The organism is Bdellovibrio bacteriovorus str. Tiberius (genome assembly GCF_000317895.1).
Classification (GTDB): Bacteria; Bdellovibrionota; Bdellovibrionia; order Bdellovibrionales; family Bdellovibrionaceae; genus Bdellovibrio; species Bdellovibrio bacteriovorus_F.
This window is the reverse complement of sequence record NC_019567.1, coordinates 3,499,035-3,514,166: the sequence shown is the minus strand read 5'-3', so window position 1 is coordinate 3,514,166 and position 15,132 is coordinate 3,499,035. Positions and strand designations below refer to the sequence as shown.

General features: G+C 50.1%; 18 protein-coding genes. 2 read left to right on the top strand and 16 right to left on the bottom strand.

Annotation, left to right across the window (positions count from 1 at the left end; genetic code table 11):
- Positions 1–230 precede the first annotated feature (230 nt).
- From BDT_RS16595 to BDT_RS16550, 10 genes are all read right to left on the bottom strand, one after another.
- Entirely contained in the window at positions 231–944 is a 714-nt protein-coding gene (locus BDT_RS16595) for an ABC transporter ATP-binding protein (RefSeq protein ID WP_015092392.1), read from the bottom strand.
- Positions 941–1,717: an ABC transporter ATP-binding protein gene (locus BDT_RS16590; RefSeq protein ID WP_041577984.1), complete on the bottom strand. Its 777-nt coding sequence runs from the start codon at positions 1,715–1,717 to the stop codon at positions 941–943. The genes BDT_RS16595 and BDT_RS16590 overlap by 4 nt, the downstream gene beginning before the upstream one ends.
- Positions 1,698–2,669: a branched-chain amino acid ABC transporter permease gene (locus BDT_RS16585; RefSeq protein WP_015092390.1), complete on the bottom strand. Its 972-nt coding sequence runs from the start codon at positions 2,667–2,669 to the stop codon at positions 1,698–1,700. The genes BDT_RS16590 and BDT_RS16585 overlap by 20 nt, the downstream gene beginning before the upstream one ends.
- Positions 2,669–3,571 (bottom strand): branched-chain amino acid ABC transporter permease, encoded by a 903-nt coding sequence (locus BDT_RS16580; protein ID WP_015092389.1) that lies wholly within the window; start codon positions 3,569–3,571, stop codon positions 2,669–2,671. The genes BDT_RS16585 and BDT_RS16580 overlap by 1 nt, the downstream gene beginning before the upstream one ends.
- Before the next feature lie 8 nt (positions 3,572–3,579).
- The gene (locus BDT_RS16575) at positions 3,580–4,701 is read right to left on the bottom strand and encodes an ABC transporter substrate-binding protein (RefSeq protein ID WP_015092388.1); all 1,122 of its coding nucleotides are present in this window, start codon (positions 4,699–4,701) and stop codon (positions 3,580–3,582) included.
- 89 nt (positions 4,702–4,790) lie between these two features.
- The gene (gene pfkA / locus BDT_RS16570) at positions 4,791–5,780 is read right to left on the bottom strand and encodes a 6-phosphofructokinase (RefSeq protein ID WP_015092387.1); all 990 of its coding nucleotides are present in this window, start codon (positions 5,778–5,780) and stop codon (positions 4,791–4,793) included.
- A gap of 92 nt (positions 5,781–5,872) precedes the next feature.
- Positions 5,873–6,145: an HU family DNA-binding protein gene (locus BDT_RS16565; protein ID WP_015092386.1), complete on the bottom strand. Its 273-nt coding sequence runs from the start codon at positions 6,143–6,145 to the stop codon at positions 5,873–5,875.
- 161 nt (positions 6,146–6,306) lie between these two features.
- Positions 6,307–6,528, bottom strand: coding sequence for a DNA gyrase inhibitor YacG (locus tag BDT_RS16560; protein WP_041577983.1), 222 nt, complete (start codon positions 6,526–6,528; stop codon positions 6,307–6,309).
- Between the two features lie 46 nt (positions 6,529–6,574).
- On the bottom strand, positions 6,575–7,285 hold the full coding sequence (locus tag BDT_RS16555; protein ID WP_015092385.1) for a hypothetical protein: 711 nt from the start codon (positions 7,283–7,285) through the stop codon (positions 6,575–6,577).
- A 233-nt stretch (positions 7,286–7,518) separates the two neighbouring features.
- A complete protein-coding gene (locus tag BDT_RS16550; RefSeq protein WP_015092384.1) occupies positions 7,519–7,959 on the bottom strand; it encodes a hypothetical protein in 441 nt (146 codons plus the stop codon).
- A gap of 199 nt (positions 7,960–8,158) precedes the next feature.
- Between BDT_RS16550 and BDT_RS16545 the strand changes: the two genes are divergently transcribed.
- A complete protein-coding gene (locus BDT_RS16545) occupies positions 8,159–8,980 on the top strand; it encodes a hypothetical protein (RefSeq protein ID WP_015092382.1) in 822 nt (273 codons plus the stop codon).
- Here BDT_RS16545 and BDT_RS16540 read toward each other — a convergent pair.
- The gene (locus BDT_RS16540) at positions 8,942–9,691 is read right to left on the bottom strand and encodes a prolipoprotein diacylglyceryl transferase (RefSeq protein WP_015092381.1); all 750 of its coding nucleotides are present in this window, start codon (positions 9,689–9,691) and stop codon (positions 8,942–8,944) included. The two genes, BDT_RS16545 and BDT_RS16540, sit on opposite strands and share 39 nt — an antisense overlap.
- Before the next feature lie 105 nt (positions 9,692–9,796).
- Here BDT_RS16540 and BDT_RS16535 point away from each other — a divergent pair, with 105 nt between their 5' ends.
- A complete protein-coding gene (locus BDT_RS16535) occupies positions 9,797–11,224 on the top strand; it encodes a cyclic nucleotide-binding domain-containing protein (protein WP_015092380.1) in 1,428 nt (475 codons plus the stop codon).
- Here the strand turns inward: BDT_RS16535 and BDT_RS16530 are convergent.
- The 5 genes from BDT_RS16530 to BDT_RS16510 are packed head-to-tail and all read right to left on the bottom strand — an operon-like array spanning position 11,209 to position 15,132.
- Positions 11,209–12,021, bottom strand: a complete 813-nt coding sequence (locus BDT_RS16530; RefSeq protein ID WP_015092379.1) for a metal ABC transporter permease — start codon at positions 12,019–12,021, stop codon at positions 11,209–11,211. The genes BDT_RS16535 and BDT_RS16530 overlap by 16 nt on opposite strands.
- Complete coding sequence (locus BDT_RS16525) at positions 12,018–12,587, bottom strand: ATP-binding cassette domain-containing protein (protein WP_015092378.1); 570 nt, start codon at positions 12,585–12,587, stop codon at positions 12,018–12,020. Before BDT_RS16525 ends, BDT_RS16530 begins: the two co-directional genes overlap by 4 nt.
- Positions 12,584–13,459, bottom strand: coding sequence for a metal ABC transporter substrate-binding protein (locus BDT_RS16520; RefSeq protein WP_015092377.1), 876 nt, complete (start codon positions 13,457–13,459; stop codon positions 12,584–12,586). The genes BDT_RS16525 and BDT_RS16520 overlap by 4 nt, the downstream gene beginning before the upstream one ends.
- Positions 13,460–13,468: 9 nt before the next feature.
- Positions 13,469–14,527: an outer membrane beta-barrel protein gene (locus BDT_RS16515; RefSeq protein ID WP_015092376.1), complete on the bottom strand. Its 1,059-nt coding sequence runs from the start codon at positions 14,525–14,527 to the stop codon at positions 13,469–13,471.
- A complete protein-coding gene (locus BDT_RS16510; RefSeq protein ID WP_015092375.1) occupies positions 14,527–15,132 on the bottom strand; it encodes a hypothetical protein in 606 nt (201 codons plus the stop codon). Before BDT_RS16510 ends, BDT_RS16515 begins: the two co-directional genes overlap by 1 nt.

Here is a 15,132-nt window from a genome sequence, read left to right as displayed (position 1 = left end):
AGGTCATTCTTGGTGGTGCAAGAACTTAGAAGCAATAAACTAAGCACGAGGTATAAGAACGTTCTAGTCATGCTGTTCTGATCGGATATTTGGAAGCAATTATAAAGACTTAGACAGGTTCAATCTCAGTTTGAGACAACATGAATGTTCCAGAGAAAGTGTCCGCGGAATACTTTGCAATGCCATGGTCTTGAAATCGAAGGCGACGTAAAGGTCCCCATAGTAAACAGCTAGACTCCCAGATAGCTTTTGCGGACTTCGTCGTTGTTCAGAAGGCTTTGGGCAGAGTCCTGCATCACAATGCGACCGCACTCTAGCACGTAAGCGCGATGGGAAATTTTCAGCGCCATACGCGCATTTTGTTCAACCAAAAGGACGGTCATGCCTTCTTCCTGATTCAGCTTTTTTACGATTTCAAAAATCTGCGCCACAATCAGCGGAGCCAGCCCCAGGGAAGGTTCATCCAGCAGCAACAAGCGTGGCTTTGCCATCAGTGCGCGGCTGATAGCCAGCATCTGCTGCTCGCCTCCGGAAAGGGTTCCGGCCATCTGGGAAATACGCTCTTTCATTCTTGGGAACAGAGTTAAGCACATTTCCAGATCTTGTTTGATTTTGGTTTTGTCCGATCGGGAGTAGGCCCCCATCTCCAGATTTTCAAGCACACTCATTTGCGGGAAGACACCACGGCCTTCCGGAGACTGGGCAATGCCCAGACCCACGCGCTTGAAGGTGGAAACTTTATTCAAGTCCTCACCGCGGAAACGGATGTTGCCCTGACTGGGAACAATGCCGGAAATCGCACGCAAGGTGGTGGTTTTGCCTGCACCGTTGGCGCCGATCAGGGACACCACTTCGCCTTCATTGACAGTAAAGTTGATGCCTTTTAAAGCGTGAATAGAGCCGTAATAAACATCCAGATTTTCAACGGTCAATAATGGATTCATTCGGCCTCCTCAACGCCCAGATAGGCTTCGATCACACGTTGGGAGCTTTGCACTTTTTGCGGGGCCCCTTCTTCGATCTTCACGCCGTGATCCAGAACGATGATGTTTTCACAGATTCCCATCACCAGCTTCATGTCGTGTTCAATTAACAGTACGGTCAGTTTGAAATCTTCGCGGATCTTCGCAATGGTTTCCATCAGATGGTGGGTTTCTGAATGGTTCATGCCGGCTGCCGGTTCATCCAAAAGAATGATCTTTGGATCAGTCGCCAGCGCGCGCACGATTTCAAGTTTGCGCTGTTCACCGTATGGAAGGGATGTGGCCGGTTTATGGGCTTTGTCCTGCAGTTTGAAGATCTTTAAAAGATCAATCGCCTTTTCCTGCAGACGTTGTTCATCCACCCGGAAAGAATCGGTCTGAAACAAAGTATCGAACAAACCATAACGAACATGCTGGTGACCGGCGATCAGAACATTGTCCAGAACAGTCAGGTTTTTAAACAGACGAATGTTCTGGAAGGTGCGCGTGACCCCGCGGTGGGAAATTTCATAAGGAGCCAGGCCCTTCAGGCTTTGGCCTTCCAGGGTGACTTCGCCGGACGTGGGCTGATAAACCCCGGTCAGCATATTAAACACCGTGGTCTTGCCGGCACCGTTCGGACCGATCAAACCAGCCAGCTGGCCTTTTTTGATTTGGAACTCCAGCGAGTCAACGGCCTTCAGACCGCCAAACTGCATGGTGATCTTGCGGGCCTCAAGCAGAACGTCGGACATATTTTCTCCAAACATCGCTGATTTCCAAATCCCCGAACAAACCTTTTGGTCGAAGAATCATCATAAGAATCAAAGCCAGGGAATAAATCACCATGCGCAGATCGACACCAGTCAGTTCCTGCAGCGGACGCAAAGCTTCAGGCAATACGGTGATAATGACCGCGGCCACGATGGATCCGGTCATGGACCCCATGCCGCCCAGAACAACCATGATCACGGCATTCACACTTTGCAGGAAGGTGAAAGACGATGGATTGATGAAATTGGTAAAATGCGCAAACAATGCCCCCGCCACACCGGCAAAGAAGCTTGAAAGCACAAAGGCTTTTACTTTCATGCGTGTGGTGTTTATGCCCATGGCTTCCGCGGCGATTTCGTCTTCACGCACGCTCAAGAACCCGCGCCCGTGACTGGAATGCATGACCCGCCAGATGGTGAAGAAACAAATCACCAGCCACACCGAAGCAAACATAAAGGCAAACGGGAAAGTTCCAAAGCTTGGAATGCCGGAAAGACCGCGCGGTCCACCCACGAAATCCATGTTCAAAAGGGCCACGCGAATGATTTCACCAAAACCCAAAGTGACAATGGCAAGGTAATCACCTTTCAGGCGCAAAGATGGCAGACCCACCAGAAATCCCGCCACCGCCGCGGCAAGGCCGGCACCGATCACAAAGATAAAGGACTGCACCAATTGCATGGATTCAGGCAGGAAGCCCCACTTGGTGGAGGCGTAGGCCGAAAAATATGCACCGATCGCCATAAAGCCCGCGTGTCCCAAAGAAAACTGGCCGGTGTAACCGTTGACCAGGTTCAAGCTCATGGACAGCAGACAGTTCACCGTGGCAAAAAGCAGGATCAGTTTGATGTAGGCATTAACGCCGAAATCCAATCCGAACCCCAGAATAGCCAGGCAGATAAGTGCCAGTGCCGGGTTTTTTAAGGCTTTCATCAGACCTTCTCCACAGAGTATTTACCCAGCAGACCCGCCGGCTTAAAGATCAAAATCACAATCAGAATTCCGAAGGCCAAAGCATCGCGATAGGTGCTTGAAAGATAAGCCACGACCATTTCTTCCGAAAGGCCCATGATCATCGCACCCAGAACCGCACCGCCGACGTTGCCGATGCCACCCAGGACGGCGGCAACAAACGCCTTCATTCCGATCATCATGCCCATCAGGGGGTCAATTTTGGGATATTTCATGCCGACCAGAACACTGCCGACACCAGCCAACGAAGATCCGACAATAAAGGTGAAAGCAATAATTCGGTCCGGGTTCACACCCATCAGGCTTGCCACCATCGGGTTGGCGCTGACCGCACGCATGGCGCGGCCGATTTTTGTTTTGAATAACAGGAACTGCAGTCCCAGCATGGCGACAATACCCACACCCAGAACCGTCACATCAAAAGAGCGGATTTCAACAACACCGATAGAGAAGATCACAAAGTCTTTCATGACTTCAGGAAACACTTTGGGATCGGCTCCAAAAACCACCTGACCGGAATATTGCAAAAACAGACTGACGCCGATGGCAGTGATCAGGACATTTAGTTTTGGTGAATTTCTTAAAGGACGATATGCCAGACGTTCAATCACCAGCCCCAGCAGGCTGCAGCAGATCATCGTGATGACAATTAAAGTCAGAAGAGTGCTGAAGCCGGGGTTGTTTTCAATTCCCAGCCAGCGGGCGAAATAGTAGGCGGCAAAGGCGCCCACCATGTAAACATCCGAGTGGGCGAAGTTGATCATTTTCAGAATTCCGTACACCATCGTGTAGCCCAGGGCGATCAATGCGTAGATGGATCCAAGGCTTACTCCGTTGATCAAATGCTGTACGAAATCCTGCATGCACGTCCTTATGGGGTGATAGTGGTCACAAACTTGCGGTTGTTACCGTCGACCTGGATGACCACCGCACTTTTCACAGCGTCACGGTTTTCATTCAGGCTGATTTTCCCGGTCACACCAGGGAAATCTTTTGTCTTGGATAGTTCATCACGAATGGCTTTGCCTGACAAGTCTGGCGCGCGCTCAATCGCTGCCACCAGGATTTTCGCGGCATCGTAACCCAAAGCCGCCAAAGCATCCGGAGTTTCATTGTACTTGGCTTTGAACTTTTTGATAAACTCAGTCACCGCTGGATCCGTGGATTCAGTGGTGTAGTGGTTGGAGTAATAGTTGCCGTTGATGGCTTCTTTGCCGATCTCGTACAATTTGTCAGAATCCCATCCGTCACCACCCATCAAAGGCACTTTCACACCCAATTGGCGGGCTTGTTGGGCAATCAGACCCACTTCAGTGTAATAACCCGGAACATAAATCGCTTCCGGATTTTTAGAGCGGATCTGAGTCAGCTGGGCTTTGAAGTCGATGTCGCCGGCCTGATAGCTCAGGTCCGCAACGATTTCGCCGCCGCCTTTTTTGAATTCCGCAGCGAACACGTCGGCCAGACCCACGCTGTAGTCGTTTTTCACGTCACGCAGGATCGCGGCTTTTTTGATCTTCAGGTTTTCTTTCGCGAACTTTGCCATCACCATGCCCTGGAATGGGTCGATGAAACAGACGCGGAAGACATAATCACCGGCTTTGGTCACATCGGGATTTGTGGAAGCAGGGGAAACAAAAGGAACTTTGTTGGACTGGGCAATCGGAGCCGCCGCTTTGGATCTGCCGCTGGCAACGCCACCGATGACAGCTACGACGTTGTTTTGAGTGATCAGACGGGTTACTGCGGAAGCTGCCTCTTCGTTTTTACCCTGATCGTCCAAAGTCACCAGGCTGATTTTTTTGCCTTTGACTCCGCCTGCGGCGTTGATTTCATCCAAAGCCAGGCGCACACCTTTGTTGGAGCTAAGTCCGAATGTGGCATCGCTTCCAGTCAGGGAATCGTATTCACCGATCACAATTTCATTTTCTTTTTTGGTGCAGCCGCTGATAAGTGGCAGAACCAAAATCAGAGCCAAGAGGAGTTTTTTCATGTGGACCTCGCTGTGGGTTGCTTAAATGGAATACTCCATAGAATTCAAGCTCCTACAGTCGAGGTCAAGGTAAAAACGTGAGGACGGGTCTAAGTTGCCAGAACACTCGCCAGCGAGATCAGATCCAGCTGGTTTTTCTTTTCGTTCTTGTACACGAGTTCCAAAGGCACCTGAATAAGTCGTTCACCTTCAGTGCCGATCATAACGTCGCAATAACCTTTGAACAAAGCGTCCACAGCGGCAGCACCCATGCGGCTGGCAAGAATACGGTCGGCCGCAGTCGGGGAGCCACCACGTTGTTGGTGACCAAGAATACAGACTTTTGCGTCCATGCCGGATTTTTTGCGAATGGCATCAGCAAGATCATACGCGCGGCCTGGCTTCTGTCCTTCGGCGGTGATGATAATACTGCTGGTTTTGCCGCGGGACTTGGCTTCGTTGATGCGGTCGATGGCTTTTTCAACAGTGGTGTTGGCGTCGGGAGTGAAGATTTCTTCCGCACCACCAGCAAGGCCCACGTGAGACGCGATGAAACCAGAATTTCGGCCCATCACTTCAACGATGAACAAGCGATCGTGAGAGGCAGCGGTGTCACGAATGCGGTCAATTGCTTCAAGAGCTGTGTTCACAGCCGTATCAAAGCCGATGGTTTTATCACTGCCAAAGATGTCATTGTCGATGGTGCCGGGAACGCCGACCACCGGGATCTGATGTTCTTCCCAAAGTGCATGAGCACCGCGGAAGGATCCGTCACCGCCGATGCAGACCAAAGCATCCAAACCAAGGTTTTTGATATTTTGAGCGGCGCGGGCGCGGCCTTCGGGACGCATGAAATCGGTGGAGCGGCCGGTTTTAAGCATAGTGCCGCCGCGCTGGATGATGTTGGCCATGTCGCGAAGTTGCAATGGCTCGATCTTGTTTTCGATCATGCCGACATAGCCGTTGTGAATTCCGTACACTTCAAGTTTTTGTGAGATCCCCACGCGGACAACTGCGCGGATTGCCGCATTCATGCCCGGCGCATCGCCGCCACTTGTGTACACACCAATTTTCTGAATTTTCTTATCAAACTGAGCCATGGGATAAAGGCTACCCCGGGATTATCATAGAGACAAAATAAAAAAGGCGTCCTTGCGGGACGCCTTTTCAGAAATCGAAATACTGGGGTTAATTACTTAACCATAGATTTGAATTCAGCACCTGCGCGGAACTTCGGAGCCCATGCAGCAGGGATTTTGATCGCTTTACCAGTTTGTGGATTGCGACCAGTGCGAGCTTTACGTTTAGCTTTAGTGAAAGTACCGAAGCCAACCAATTTAACATCGTCACCTTTTTTAACGGATTTTTTGATGTTTTCTACAGCGCAATCAAGGATTGCTTCTGCTTGAGCTTTGGAAACTTTTGTTTCAGTAGCGATTTTTTCGATAAGTTGAGCTTTGTTCATTTGAACTCCTCTTGTTGGACACGTTTGTGTATCCGATGTTGATTATAAAATCGTGATGATAACTCTTCGTCATCCAATGACAGCCCCATGAAAATCCATAATCAGAATTTCGTCAACTGCAAAATGTGAAAAGGTCTCTGAGTGTGGATTTGCGGCTGATGCTAATGTTTGTCTTCGCCTGGATAATCATCATCATCCATGGAAGTTAAAGCATCACTTGAAGAATCTTTGACGGGAATTCTGTAGGACTCAGAAGCCCACTCGCCAAGATCAATAAGTCTGCATCTTTCAGAGCAGAAAGGACGGAAAGGATTTTCGCTTGAGTACAAAGCCAAAAGCCCGCATTGCGGGCATTTGACCTGTCGAGATTGAGATTCGGTCATAGTCGGAATTTATTCCAAGTCCCGCACCCAGTGCAAGACGCAGAGCTTAGTAACGCTTGAAAACACCTGTTGCGAACTTCGTCGCGACACCATTGTGCGGGAAGTAAACTTCGTACGCGAACTGGTTCTGCGCCAAAGTTCCTTCTTTTACCATGACTTGGATCAGGCGAAGGCCGCCACCGTTCAGGTAAGAACCCTGAGCGCGGATTTCAAAGCCTTTGCTGTTGTTGATAAGGCTGAAAGTGTTGTTATTGGAAAGAATCAGCGGGTTGAAAGCAACTCCACCAGCGTTGATTCCCAGGTTCAATGTGTACTGATACCAGTTTGGAGCCGGGTATGCTTCAAATCTGATCACCGGTCTCATGGAACCGTCGATCGAGAAAGAAACCATCAGGGAACCGGATGTCCAGTTTTCACACTTGGCCAAGCCAGCTTCGATACCCCAGATAGTACGACCACACACTGCCAACGCTTCTTTCAGGAAGGTTGCATAAGCACCACTGTTCACAATGCTCAGGCTGCCGCGGTAGTTCGTGTTGTTACCATAATAATTATAGTCATAGAATTGGGTTGGGCCGGTTACGACGTTGCCGCCGCCATTAACCACAACGCAAGATGATCCATTCCAGACAGTGCCCACAGCACAGTTAGGGATCACACCGGTATTGGTGTTTCCACCGCCACCACCACTTTTTCCACACGCCGCTAAAACCAGCGCGCTATAGATCGCGATAAACGATACGATAATCCTTTTCATAATAAACCTCTCTCTCGATATTTTTCCTCACTTACAATGCAATACATGAGTCATGCCAGAGCGCGGGAATGTTGAAAGAGCGTTTAATCGCAGATGGAACGTCTGAGCCTGTTTACTTATTTATAAGGTCAGCCAATTTGTGTCACTGCGAACGAAGGCAAGCGCCTGAACGGAATGGGAAAACCCTGTCTCAAACTGAGACAGGGTTTGAACTCGTTGAAAGCACTGGGGGATTAGTCGCCGCGAGTGATGTCAGCGGTGCCGGAAATACCGACAGCGTTGCCGGCGTCATCCAGATCGATATAGAAACGAACATTGGTTTCACCAAGGGGACGGTAGCTGATCAGCAGGTTGCATACGGCAGATCTGCCATCCTGGTCGATCGTACATTTGGTGTCGGTGTGGGAAACGGCACTTTTCATATCTTCCAAGTCCTGTCCTTCAGAAAGACGGGTCAGAATCTCTTCGTTGTAGGCCTGAACTTTGGCCAGAATATCAGTCAGTTTTTCATGGGAATGAACTTCGCCGCTCATGCGCATGGTGCCGGCATTTTGTTCCAATAAAGTCAGGGCCTGCTCTTGCAGCTTTTGATCATTCAAAGAATCGAAAGCCGAGGCAGAGGCCTGGCTGGCAAAGACAAAAGACATCAACAGAACAGTCAAAGATACGCGCATGGAATCCTCCGAAGTTACAAAAAATTATATCTCGCTGTTGGGTCTTAGCAGAATGTGTGCCTGCCAGAGATGAGCTTTGGTTTGATTCCAGTGACCAAGCTTGAGTGGCAAGAACATTTTCTGTCACTGTGGGTGGAAACTTTCATGCAACCTTTTGAAGGTGGGACTTTATCCTGAAGTATGGTATGGTGCTGTCCCTATGAGCCGCGAAACTAAAAAATATCTTCCCTACATTCTGGCGACACTTCTTCTGGTGGGACTCATTTTTATGGTTCAGACGCAGAAACCTTTGAAGGCACGCACTTCAGGGGCGTCTTTTGCGCAAGAAGCGGGATATTTCTTTCTGCCTCCCGGCAGCGCGAATGTTTCGCATGTGACCGAGGCTCAATACCGGGCACTGCTGACTGAATTTCAGGTGAAATACATCATGCCGGTGTTTAACAGCACGGGAAGACCTCTGCTGGTTCCAGCCGAATGGGAAAGTCCTTACTTTGCAGCGTTTGCCCAGAATAAAGACACTTACATGCAAGTTTCCTTGTGGGGCGGTATGGCCCGCGCGCCCGGCGCTTCGTTACCGGTGCTTGCGGGAATTCTTTGTCATGAAATCGGTCACGTGATCGCGGGTGAACCGCGCCAGACTTTCACCGGTGCTGAGTGGTCTTCTTCAGAAGGACAGTCGGACTTTTATGCAGCCAAAGATTGCCTGCCGCAGTTTTTGAAAGCACATCCGGAACTGGTCACTGAAATCAACCCGCAAGTGCTGGCACTTTGTGGTGGCAATGAGCTTTGCGCCCGCACCGCACAGACCGGGGTGGAGATGGTGCAGTTCTTCAAACGCTATGATTCGCAAAAGTCAGCGGATGTATCTTTGTGGACACCAGCTCCTGCGGCGACGGAGCTTTTAAGAAATGTGTATCCGTCTCATCAGTGTCGTCTGGATACTTATCTGGCAGGGGCTTTATGTCAGACGGGCGGACGTTGTTCAGCTCCGGCGTGCTGGTTTGCGAATCATCAGGAATAATCCCAGCGCCATAATAGTCAGGCTGATCCAGCTTGAAATTGACAATCCCAATGAAGGCCCGCGGAAATCATCACGGAACGCTTCCATCAGCAGACGGCCCATTCCATGCAAAACCATCCACAGGAAAAAGATGCTGCCTGGGTTCTTTAGCAATTTCGGGCGCAGCGAATGCGCCGTGGTTTCAGTCCCCAGCAAAATGAAAAGCACACCCAGTTCCCACAGCGAAGCATAGGCTTGGGTCGGATGCAGGCCATTCACCGCCCAGGGAAGGTCACAGGTTCCGCCATAACAACAACCCGCCAACAGGCAGGCCACCCGGCCCAGCACATAGGCGAAGGAAAGAACCGGCGCAAACAGGTCCAGATAGTCTTCAAACTGCACGCGCGCCACAAACACCATATAGAGCAGACTGCAAAGGCCCGCCAGAATGGCGCCGCCATAAAAGACAAAGCCACCATTCCAGAAATAAAAGATGCGGGCGAAGTCTTCCTGATAATGCTCGAAGTTTTCATAGAAGACGTGAAACAGGCGCCCACCGATAAAGCCCGTCACCATGATGATAAGACTTAGGTCCAGCGCGACTTTGCGGGAAAGTTCAAACTTGTCCGCCCGGAGGCTGATCCAGAAAAGGCAAAGGCAAACCGTCAGACTCAGAACGAGATAATAAGTGGGAACGTTAAGAGTGGGCGACAGGGGAATGAATGGAAACAAGCGGCCTCCGCTATACCGACGATAGACTTAATTTTCTTTGATTACCAAGAATATTCAACACGATTCTGGTCAAGGGCCCGGAACTACAGACATAATAAGGCCAATATGAAGTTGCACCCGGCTGAAATCGCCAAAGAAATTAGGGCCTTTTCTTTCTTCAAGTCTTTTGCGGACGATCTGCTTTTGCAGACTTCGGCCATGGTTCATTGCGAGTCATTCGCAGCGGGGTCCTTCATTCTTCAAGAGGGCAAACAAAACAGCTCTTTGTTCTTTTTAAGATCCGGAAAAGTCGAAATTTCCCTGGCTTCTGAAGTGATTGCCACTTTGGATACTCGGGGTGAAGTGTTCGGTGAAATGAGTGTGATCACCACAAACCCGACATCCACCACGGTCAAAGCTCTTTCGCCGGTGGAATGTTTTGTGATCCGTTCCGAGGATTTTGGCCATGTTCATCCCAAGGACAAGGACCGTTTCCAGGCCTTGTTATATCAGATTTACTGCAACGTCCTTACAGAACGTCTTATGAAAACCAACGAAAAAGCGCGACTCTTTGAAATCCTGAACCGCGAACTTCACGAAGCCCAGCAGAAAATCCAGAAAGTGGGTGGCCGGGTCTTGTTGGTTGAACCGGAAAAGAAACAACAACTTCCGATTCGCATGGCTCTGGGGGGCACCGGAGTTCAGCTGGATATTGCAGATAACTCCGAAAGTGCGCGCGAATTCCTGCGCGACAACCAGTATGACGTTGTTTTGTGTGAAGAAGGCTGCGTGGATGTGCTTAAAGAAGTCCACGAAGGCAAAAAAACGCCTTATTCCATTTTGCTAACCAGTAAAGATGTTCAGGGGAACCTGCGCATTCTGGAAGGCAATCGTTATGTGGATCATATCATTTCCCGGGATGCGGAAGACCGCAACGCCACCATTCGTTATGTTTTGACGGCTCTGGGAAAACTTCTGAACAAGGATCTTTTCGGCATCGAAAAATACCTGACCTGGGGAGTGGAAGTTCAAAGAAAAGTTGTTTCCAACTCCACTCACCGTGAATCCCTGCGTGAGGATCTGTACGGCTACTTCAAAAAGATGGGGGTTCGCTCCACCATTTTGGACCGTGTGAATACGGTAGTTGAAGAAATGCTGATGAATGCGATCTATGATGCGCCGGTGGATTCAAGCGGTAAATCCATTTTCAATCATGTATCCCGTAAAGAGGAAATCCAACTGGACACCCACCAGCAGTCCCAGCTTCGTTACGCCAGTGACGGGGTTTATCTGGCCGTGGGGGTGAAGGATCCATTCGGTTCTTTGACCAAAGATATCATCATTGATTATCTGCTCAGCTGTTACAATGGTTCGGCAGGAAGCATGAATGCCAATAAAGGCGGCGCGGGGCGCGGCCTTCATCAGATCATCGAAAATGCGGATTTGACAGTTTTCAACGTTAAAAAAGGCGTGTGCACTGAAGTCATCTGCATGTTCAATATCGACGGCCAAAAGCGTGAAGCCCAGCCGTCATTCCACTATTTCTTTGTATAAGTGATAAGTCCCAACAACATCTGTCCCAGAAGCACGCAAGGCACTGTGGGCAGATTTGTGGATAAGAGCGAGACCGCAAACCCCAAAGCAGTTCCACCCACGGAAATCACCAGCATTCTGATCAGATAGCTTTGCAGGTTTCTGCTGCGCGTGGCGGTGAAGCTGGTTGCAATGAACAAAGATCCGATGGTGAAAAGATAGCCCATGCTTTGAATCGCCATCGTTGTCAGCAGCAGTGTTCCCACGTCAAAGGCGCGGTTTTGCCAGGTGCGATGAATGTAGCTGTGATTGACCATTTGAAAAGAAGCCAAAGACAAAGATCTCCAGAACTTCAAAACAAAGATTCCAAACGCCACGGCTGCCAGCAGACATAGTTGAGCACCCGTATCGCTCATCACCGCCAGATCACCGAAATAAGATGCGGCAATATGGCTTTCCAAAGCCGGGGTCAGATAGCTGATCAGATAGGTCAGTGACAGGAAGAATACGAACAGGGTCAGATAGATGTGATTGCGATCGGACTTGGTCTGAATCAGCTGATCCATCAATAGCAAAGTAACCCAACCCAGCGACAAACCCGCGACGAGGCTGATGCCGTGAAAGTCTGTGCCCAGCAGAATATTGATCACAAGGCCCAGAACGATACCCAGTGAGGCACCTTGTCCCAGAACAAAGATCTGTGCACTTTTTTCGCGGGCACTCCATTGCGATCCGATTAATGCCAGCACCGCAGCCATCAGGATTGAAGACGGCAGGGACCACTTATAAATTTGCAGCAGTTCAATAAAGGATGTCATCGGATCTCCAGCACACGAACGCGGTTCCATTCGGAGGTCAAAGCGCGATGGGACACCAAAACCAATGAACTTTGCGGATTTTCTTTCAAATAGCTCCCCAGAGCTTCTTCCAGCTGCAGGGTAGACTCGGAATCCACGTGATTAAACGGTTCATCCAGAATCAGCAGGCGCGGTTTTTTCGCCAGTACCGCGGAAAGCAGGATTTTTTGTCTTTCACCACCACTGGCGGTGTTCCACTTTTTATCCAGATCCATATTCTTTAACAGGGGGTGGAATCCTTCATTATCACCCAGCAGATCACGCAACGTCAGCGGCAGGTGAAAATGCAGTGTGCCCAGCTGCGGCAGATACTGGATGTCTTTTTGCGGAATTGAAAATTGAAAACGGCCATCGAAGTATTTATGCAGACCCAGCAGGGTTTTTAGCAGCGTGCTTTTTCCCGCGCCATTTTCACCGCGCAGAAAAAGCACGTCGCCTTCATTCAGCTCTAGATTCACCACTGGTGAAAGGGCAAGGCCTTCCGAGCTTCGAACCTGTAAATCACGGACGGAAAGCACAGAACTCATTTTACAGACCCCACCAGCAGTTCCTGCAACTTGGAGATGGAATTTGCGTCGCCTTTGAGCGGCACATAAGAAGGTACAATCACCACAGGAACACCGGACAGTTCCTGGAAGCGCTCCAAAGTCTTGTGCGGCGCCGAGGCCGTCGCAAAAAGCACAGTCACTTTATTATCTTTGGCAAGTTTCGCAGCCTGAGCAATGCGCGCAGCCGACGGAGGCATGCCCGGCTTTTCTTCCAAGGATCCCGCGGACTCAAGGCCATAGGCATTGAAGAAATAAGTGAATTCCTTATGATACTCCATCACTTTGGTTTTCTTCACGGTTTTTGCCAGACGCTCTTGCAGGCGGGTCATGTCGGCTTTGAAAGTATCATAATTTTTCTCGAACACAGTACTTTCCTGAGGCAGTGCCAAAGACAGCACTCGCACCACTTCGCGGCCGGCCTCGGCCATCTTTAAAGGACTTAAAGTGAAGTGCGGATTTCCGTGCGCATGGACGTCGCCCAATGAGCGATTGATAACGCCGGTAGGAACATCCAATGGTTTAATGCTGTTGCCCAGGATGCAGGAACCAGTCCCACCGTCTTGAATTTTAGCATTGCCGGATTTGGAAAGAACTTTAGGAAGCCAGCCGACCTCCAGCTCAAGTCCCATAGAGCAGACGATGTCGGCGCGGTTAACTTTCAGAATGTAATCGGGGCGGGCTTCGGCAAAATGCGCATCTTCAGAACCGGAAAGCAGGCTTTGCACTTCGACTTGATCTTGTCCGATGGCACGCACCACTTCGGCGATGTCCGGCAAGGTGGTGACCACTTTGATCTTGGCCTGAGCAGAAGCACTGAACACGAACAGAACGGACATTAAAAATTTATTCATGACAGGCTCCTAGAATGAATGGGCCGGGTGGGCACCAAGAATCGCCACCCACTGCAGTTCGATTTTCTGGCTGATGGTGTCGGATTCGCCCTGATAAGTCTGATTATCATAGGTGTAAGCCACACGCAGCAAAGAGAACTCGCTGTTTTTAAAAGTCAAAGTCGGGACAAATCCATAATCCAGATTCTTTTGTCGGGAGCCATCACTGATAAAGCTGCGTGACAGATCCGAGAACAAATCCACACGAAGCCCCAGGAACAATCTTTCTGACAAGGACATCTGCGGATAGAAGTAAGCCCCGATGTCTTCCTGAGTGTCCGCTCCGGGGGCGCTTAAGTTGCGGTACCAGATTTCAGACTGGAGCAGGAAAGTGAGGGTTTTGCCTTCCATTTTTTTAAACACAAAGTCCAAACCGTACAGCTGGGTTTTGGTTTCTGCAGCGTCCGTGCGACCCAGGTAGTTCATGCCCCATTGAAGCGCACCGGCCTCGCCAAAATCAACAAAGTTCACCGGGTGAATATAGTGAGTCGGCACCTGCGGTTTTTCGCCTGCATCGTGACTGTGGCCATAAGTGTAACCATTGGTCACACCCATGGTGATATCCCAATAGCTGTCCGTCGGAAGCAGAGTCGAAAACTCAGCCCCGGTGTCAGCAACGCCTTCTTCATCAAAGAATTCAGCCTGCACACGGGGAGCCGAAACAAACGCCCAGTCGTGCTGGTGAAATTGATTCAGGCGGCCCACGCCCAGAAAGAATTTTCCGACGCGAAAGCGGGAATTGGGAATCACTTTGCTGGATCCCACATAGGCTTCGTGAACTTCGGCCACGAATTCGCCTTCTTCATTGTGGGCCGCAAAATTCAAGTAGGCATCAAAAGTCGGATCCAGCGGGCCAAAGAACATCAGTTCGGCAGCGCGAATATCGAGTTTGTTTTCAGCCGAGTCCTCGAAATTTAGCGGTGCCACCAGATCCAAAGCTGCCGCGGATTGCATGTTTTGCAGAACCTGGGCTGAAGCGGACGATACGGTGGCGGTAATCAAAGCGGCAGTTAGAATCAGTTTTTTCATCAGTGTCCATCCTGTGGGGAAGAAAGGCGCGCATTCAAAAGTTGAGCATTCGTGGCCGTGAAGCCCCAGGCCCGCCCAGAACCATTACCGGGAGCTGCATCATAGTTCAGATCCAGGCTGTCTTCAGCACTGTTGTAAACTGTGTTGGTGTGATCCATGCCCGAGGACTTGGCACCACTCCAGATCAGCACGTGTGCGGGACGTTCATTGTTGTGAATGTCCAGGGTGAAAGTCAAAGTTCCCGAAGCATCAACAAATGTAAACAAAGAACTCCAGTCCTGCACTTCGCCTTGAGCGTCGGCATGCGCCTGCAGGGTGGTTCCGGTGCGCGTGAACGTCACCGTGAAACCGCTTAACAGGTTGGAATTGGCAAATGTATGCAGGCTTAAAGATCCACCCTCATTCAGAGTGAAGGTGATTTCAAAATTAGCTCCGGATGAAACAGCCGAAAGACCTTCGGTCATCAAGCCTTTGCCCGCGCCCAGATCATAGTAAGAGGAATCACCGACCTGCAGGGCCTTGCTCAGGTTGTCTTTGTCGGGATTGTGGCCACCTCCACAAGCGGCCAGGGTCAGGCAGAATAAAACAGCAAAAAGAGTCTTCAT

Excerpts from the sequence above, each read along its gene's own strand:
- BDT_RS16595 (WP_015092392.1), bottom strand. The coding sequence starts at position 944 with ATGAATCCATTATTGACCGTTGAAAATCTGGATGTTTATTACGGCTCT.
- BDT_RS16590 (WP_041577984.1), bottom strand. The coding sequence starts at position 1,717 with ATGTCCGACGTTCTGCTTGAGGCCCGCAAGATCACCATGCAGTTTGGC.
- BDT_RS16585 (WP_015092390.1), bottom strand. The coding sequence starts at position 2,669 with ATGAAAGCCTTAAAAAACCCGGCACTGGCACTTATCTGCCTGGCTATT.
- BDT_RS16580 (WP_015092389.1), bottom strand. The coding sequence starts at position 3,571 with ATGCAGGATTTCGTACAGCATTTGATCAACGGAGTAAGCCTTGGATCC.
- BDT_RS16575 (WP_015092388.1), bottom strand. The coding sequence starts at position 4,701 with ATGAAAAAACTCCTCTTGGCTCTGATTTTGGTTCTGCCACTTATCAGC.
- pfkA (WP_015092387.1), bottom strand. The coding sequence starts at position 5,780 with ATGGCTCAGTTTGATAAGAAAATTCAGAAAATTGGTGTGTACACAAGT.
- BDT_RS16565 (WP_015092386.1), bottom strand. The coding sequence starts at position 6,145 with ATGAACAAAGCTCAACTTATCGAAAAAATCGCTACTGAAACAAAAGTT.
- BDT_RS16560 (WP_041577983.1), bottom strand. The coding sequence starts at position 6,528 with ATGACCGAATCTCAATCTCGACAGGTCAAATGCCCGCAATGCGGGCTT.
- BDT_RS16555 (WP_015092385.1), bottom strand. The coding sequence starts at position 7,285 with ATGAAAAGGATTATCGTATCGTTTATCGCGATCTATAGCGCGCTGGTT.
- BDT_RS16550 (WP_015092384.1), bottom strand. The coding sequence starts at position 7,959 with ATGCGCGTATCTTTGACTGTTCTGTTGATGTCTTTTGTCTTTGCCAGC.
- BDT_RS16545 (WP_015092382.1), top strand. The coding sequence starts at position 8,159 with ATGAGCCGCGAAACTAAAAAATATCTTCCCTACATTCTGGCGACACTT.
- BDT_RS16535 (WP_015092380.1), top strand. The coding sequence starts at position 9,797 with ATGAAGTTGCACCCGGCTGAAATCGCCAAAGAAATTAGGGCCTTTTCT.
- BDT_RS16530 (WP_015092379.1), bottom strand. The coding sequence starts at position 12,021 with ATGACATCCTTTATTGAACTGCTGCAAATTTATAAGTGGTCCCTGCCG.
- BDT_RS16525 (WP_015092378.1), bottom strand. The coding sequence starts at position 12,587 with ATGAGTTCTGTGCTTTCCGTCCGTGATTTACAGGTTCGAAGCTCGGAA.
- BDT_RS16520 (WP_015092377.1), bottom strand. The coding sequence starts at position 13,459 with ATGAATAAATTTTTAATGTCCGTTCTGTTCGTGTTCAGTGCTTCTGCT.
- BDT_RS16515 (WP_015092376.1), bottom strand. The coding sequence starts at position 14,527 with ATGAAAAAACTGATTCTAACTGCCGCTTTGATTACCGCCACCGTATCG.
- BDT_RS16510 (WP_015092375.1), bottom strand. The coding sequence starts at position 15,132 with ATGAAGACTCTTTTTGCTGTTTTATTCTGCCTGACCCTGGCCGCTTGT.